Source organism: Sulfuricurvum sp., assembly GCF_019163035.1.
Lineage (GTDB): Bacteria > Campylobacterota > Campylobacteria > Campylobacterales > Sulfurimonadaceae > Sulfuricurvum.
Genome location: NZ_JAFLKV010000119.1, coordinates 1 through 4387, shown reverse-complemented (window position 1 = coordinate 4387; position 4387 = coordinate 1). Strand labels below are relative to the sequence as shown.

Below are 4387 nucleotides of genomic sequence, written 5' to 3'. Positions count from 1 at the left end.
CGGCACTGGAAAGCTCTCCGCGTGAGTGCTCAGAGTACGAGAGGATTTTAAAATTGTGGGAATACTCCACCATCAACGCATTTTTACACGCATCGATCGGACCATTCCCATGCCCTTCGCTTCGGATCATTTTGCCATTATGGGTGTATTCCAACACGCATTTGGCGGAGTGCTCTTTGGCACTCTCGGAGATCACCGAATAATCCACGAACTCGATGTCATGCGGTTCGCCAAAATAGGTTTTCTCGAAAATGTCTAAAATCTCTTCGCTTGAGAGTTCGCGTCCCGCTTCGTCGGTAACACGCTGAACGATGGTTCCGATTTCAGGGTGCATTTTCTTCGGCAATGAATAGCCGAATTTATCTTCGAGAACGTAGGCTACGCCCCCTTTGCCCGATTGGGAGTTGATACGGATAATCCCCTCGTAGTTGCGCCCTACATCGCTCGGATCGATAGGGAGATACGGTACTTCCCAAAACGGATCCTCTTTAGCACGCTGATACGCTAACCCTTTGTTGATCGCATCTTGGTGAGAACCTGAAAATGCCGTGTAAACGAGCTCGCCCACATACGGGTGGCGCTCATGGGTTTTCATGTCCGTGCACTCTTCTACAACGCGCACCACCGTCTCCAAATCGCTGAAATCAAGCTCTGGATCAACCCCTTGGGTAAACATATTGAGCGCGAGGGTGATGATATCGACGTTTCCGGTGCGCTCACCGTTGGAGAGCAACGTCCCCTCGACACGATCCGCGCCCGCCAACAACGCTAATTCGGTTGCTGCAACGGAGGTTCCGCGGTCATTGTGGGTGTGGGTCGAGATCAATACATGCTCACGGTTGGTGAGGTGACGGCTCATCCACTCGATCTGATCGGCATAGACGTTTGGGGTCGCCATCTCGACCGTTGCGGGGAGGTTAATCACCACTTTACGTGACCCGCTGATACCCCAACGATCCGTTACGGCGTTACAGATACGGACGGCAAATTCGAGTTCCGTCCCCGTAAAGCTCTCAGGGGAATATTCGAGCATGATCTCGCCGTCATGTTTAAGAGCGCGGGCTTTGACCATATCGACCCCTTCCATAGCGAGGGCGATGATCTCGTCTTGCTCTTTTCCGAAGACGATCTTACGCTGTGCAACCGAAGTGGAGTTGTACAAATGGACAATCGCTTTTTTGACTCCCTCGAGAGCTTCAAATGTCTTATCGATCAAATGTTCGCGCGCTTGGACGAGAACCTGAACCGTCACATCATCAGGAATCAGTTTTTGCTCGACCAAAGTGCGTAAAAAGTCAAATTCGACTTTCGATGCGGAGGGAAATCCCACCTCGATATTTTTAAATCCGAGTTTCAGCAAGAGGTTGAAGAGAGAGAGTTTTTGATCCAAATTCATCGGGGTGATCAACGCTTGGTTTCCGTCGCGAAGATCGACACTGCACCAGATTGGGGCGTGCGTGATGGTTTTGGTAGGCCAAATGCGATTTGGCAAATCAACTTGAGGATAAGGGCGATATTTGCCCGCAGACATGTTTTTCATGTTGGTTTCCTTTGAATTTCTCTTCTCAATGCTCTTGCTGGGTGCAAATGAGTGGCGGAATTATAGCAAAAAGGGAAACAAACGGGGATGAACTCTGATATTATCGTTTTTCGATCTTTTCGATGATATGGGTTGCCCCGTTTTGGGTGATCAAATTCCCTAATGCTTCACTTTTTGCTCGTATATCACTCCCTATTGCCTCTTGCAGTTTAAGAAGCAACCCCTCACTTTGGCGCTCGCACCATCCGGCATTATGGTCGATGATATAGCGGGCATTATGGTACTGATGATCGGCGGCGGCGTAGGGAAAGGGGATATAAAAAGCGGGGATTTTTGCCGCGCACAGCTCCCATAAGGTACTCGCCCCTGAACGGCTCACCGCAAAATCACTCTTCTCACACAACTCGGCGATTTGCGTGGTAAATCCGTACACTTCCGCTTCGATTCCGAGATGATGGTATGCCGCACGCACCCGCTCTTCTTCTTTTAATCCGCACTGGTGGATAATATGTATCCCACCGTGAGCCAACCAAGGAGCTATTTCAAGTGCCAAATCATTTATAAATTTAGCCCCCTGAGACCCCCCTAAAAAAATCACCGTTTTCACTTCGGTTCGGATACGCGCATTCTCAAAATAGCGAGCATTGACGGGATAATCACAATGATTTTCCCCCTCTTCATACGAACTGAAAAAACGTTTCGCATACGGACGCAATAATCGGTTTAGTTTCCCCGTCACGGCGTTTTGTTCATGAATATAGAGCGGTACTCGTGAAACAACCGCCGCTAGTGCCGCAGGTGCCGCCGAAAAACCTCCGACACTCACCACCGCATCCGCATGAAATTTTCCGATCAAATCACGAGATTTCAAAGAGGCTTTAAAGACTTTCCACAGTGCGCCAAGCTTTCCAAATCCCGATTTATTCACCACACCCGTCGTTTCGAGAAAATGAACCTCATCAAAAAGGGTACTGTCCGCAAACCATTGGCGATCTTGACCTGAGGTTGAGCCGATAAACATAACTCGATGTCCCCGCTCGCGGGCGACTTGTGCTAGTGAGAGGGCGATCACCAAGTGCCCTCCGGTTCCGCCGCCGGTAAAGATAAGATTCACTTTTTATCCCCCGATTTGTATTGAATTTTTTTGGAGACCATGATAACCATCCCTATCCCTATCGCGGAAGCCAACATCGCCGATCCTCCGTAGCTCAAAAACGGAACCGAGATCCCTTTAATCGGAGTTAACCCGCTGATACCGTACGCATTAACCATAAAGGCAAACGTAATCAATAGCCCCACACCCAAACTAAACAGATAGGCGGTATCGTTATGGGAACGGTTCGCGATTTTAAACAGACGGTGTAGCAACATTATAAAGAGCATCGTCACCGCAAAAACACCTAAAAAACCGAACTCTTCGGCAATACCCGCCAACACGAAGTCGGTATGAACCTCACTCAAAAAACCGAGTTTGAACGTTCCGCCCCCCAACCCCGTTCCGAAAAGTGCTCCGTTATGGATCGCATTAAGCGAGTGTCCGATTTGATACGCTTCCTCACCGTTTTCTATCCGTAAATGTTTCGCAATCGATTCGGGGAAAAAGGCTAAGATGGTATTTTGTGCCGATGCCCACCACGATAAAATACGGTTAATACGGTGTTCAGAGGTAACAATCAGAAAAATAAACGCGCCCAATGCCCCCATAATCAAGGTGATAAAAAACCGAAAACTGCTTCCGGCAAAAAAGAGCATAAAGGCTAACGTCAATGCAAGGACAATAACCTGCCCCAAATCATTCTGTAAAAAAGCGATCAAAAACATCACCAATACAAAGATAGCAGCATACGGGGCTACCCGTTTGAACTCTTCTAACACCCCCATATTCGAATGGTGCCCGAGTTTACGCGAAAAACTCCACGCCAAAAAGTAAACAAACCCGATTTTAAAAAACTCAACGGGGGCGAGGGAAAATCCGAACAGTTTGATCCACCGCTTTGCACCGCCGACTTCACTTACCAGCGATGCAGGGAGAAAAGGCATAACCAGCATCAAAAATATCCCTCCGAAAAAAAGGGTAAGCCCTAATCGATGAAGCCAAATATCAGGATCAAGCTGTGCAAGAGACCACATAATAAAAATCGAGAAAATAGCAACAACCAGTTCACGCATCACGAAATGAAAATCGTTATATTCGAACAATACGACGGTATATGCCGTAAGGGTATAGGAGCATATAACCCCTATGGTAATCAGTGCTGTTGTTAATAGAAATAATTTTTTATCAGGCATTTTAGGACTTATTTAATGTATAATTTACGTAAGTATATCGCTCTTTATAAAAGAGTTCGATAAAACCATTTTGTGAGAATATGGAATGTTTTTTGCTTTGGTGTTCTAAACAAATCGAGAGAAAGGGGAAAGTAACATGGGAATCACTGTTTCACGAGCACATGACCTGATGCAAAACGCTATGAACTACCGTTCAGCACGCCAAGACATCATTGCCGGAAATATTGCCAATGCTGACACCCCTTTCTATCGCCCTAAAGATATCAGTTTCGAAGATACCTTAGCCCAAAAAAGCGCTGAGATTTTTAGAGACAAATCTCAAACCCTCCAAATGGCTCAAACCAACGGTGCTCATTTGGGACCGATTGATTCGGGTTCATCTAAACCAACCACCTTTTTTCGAGACGGTCATATGGCACGTAACGACGGCAATAGCGTCGATTTGGATGTTGAAACAACCGAAATGGCAAAAAATTCCACGATGTTTAATGCCCTCACTGCTGCGATCAAAAAAGATTCCAACTTGTTTAAAAGCGTCATTGACGCTTCGAGCAAAAC

At 46.9% G+C, this 4387-nt stretch carries 4 protein-coding genes; 1 reads left to right on the top strand and 3 read right to left on the bottom strand.

From position 1 onward, the window contains the following. The 3 genes from leuA to JZU62_RS08575 form a co-directional block, all read right to left on the bottom strand. The coding region (gene leuA, locus JZU62_RS08585; RefSeq protein ID WP_295013848.1) for a 2-isopropylmalate synthase at positions 1–1540 on the bottom strand (1540 nt) is incomplete at its 3' end. 100 nt (positions 1541–1640) lie between these two features. Further along, a complete protein-coding gene (murG, locus tag JZU62_RS08580; protein WP_295013845.1) occupies positions 1641–2654 on the bottom strand; it encodes an undecaprenyldiphospho-muramoylpentapeptide beta-N-acetylglucosaminyltransferase in 1014 nt (337 codons plus the stop codon). Further along, a complete protein-coding gene (locus JZU62_RS08575; protein WP_295013844.1) occupies positions 2651–3829 on the bottom strand; it encodes an FtsW/RodA/SpoVE family cell cycle protein in 1179 nt (392 codons plus the stop codon). Before JZU62_RS08575 ends, murG begins: the two co-directional genes overlap by 4 nt. A gap of 136 nt (positions 3830–3965) precedes the next feature. Here JZU62_RS08575 and flgB point away from each other — a divergent pair. Further along, on the top strand, positions 3966–4387 hold a 422-nt coding region (gene flgB, locus JZU62_RS08570; RefSeq protein WP_295013842.1), incomplete at its 3' end, for a flagellar basal body rod protein FlgB.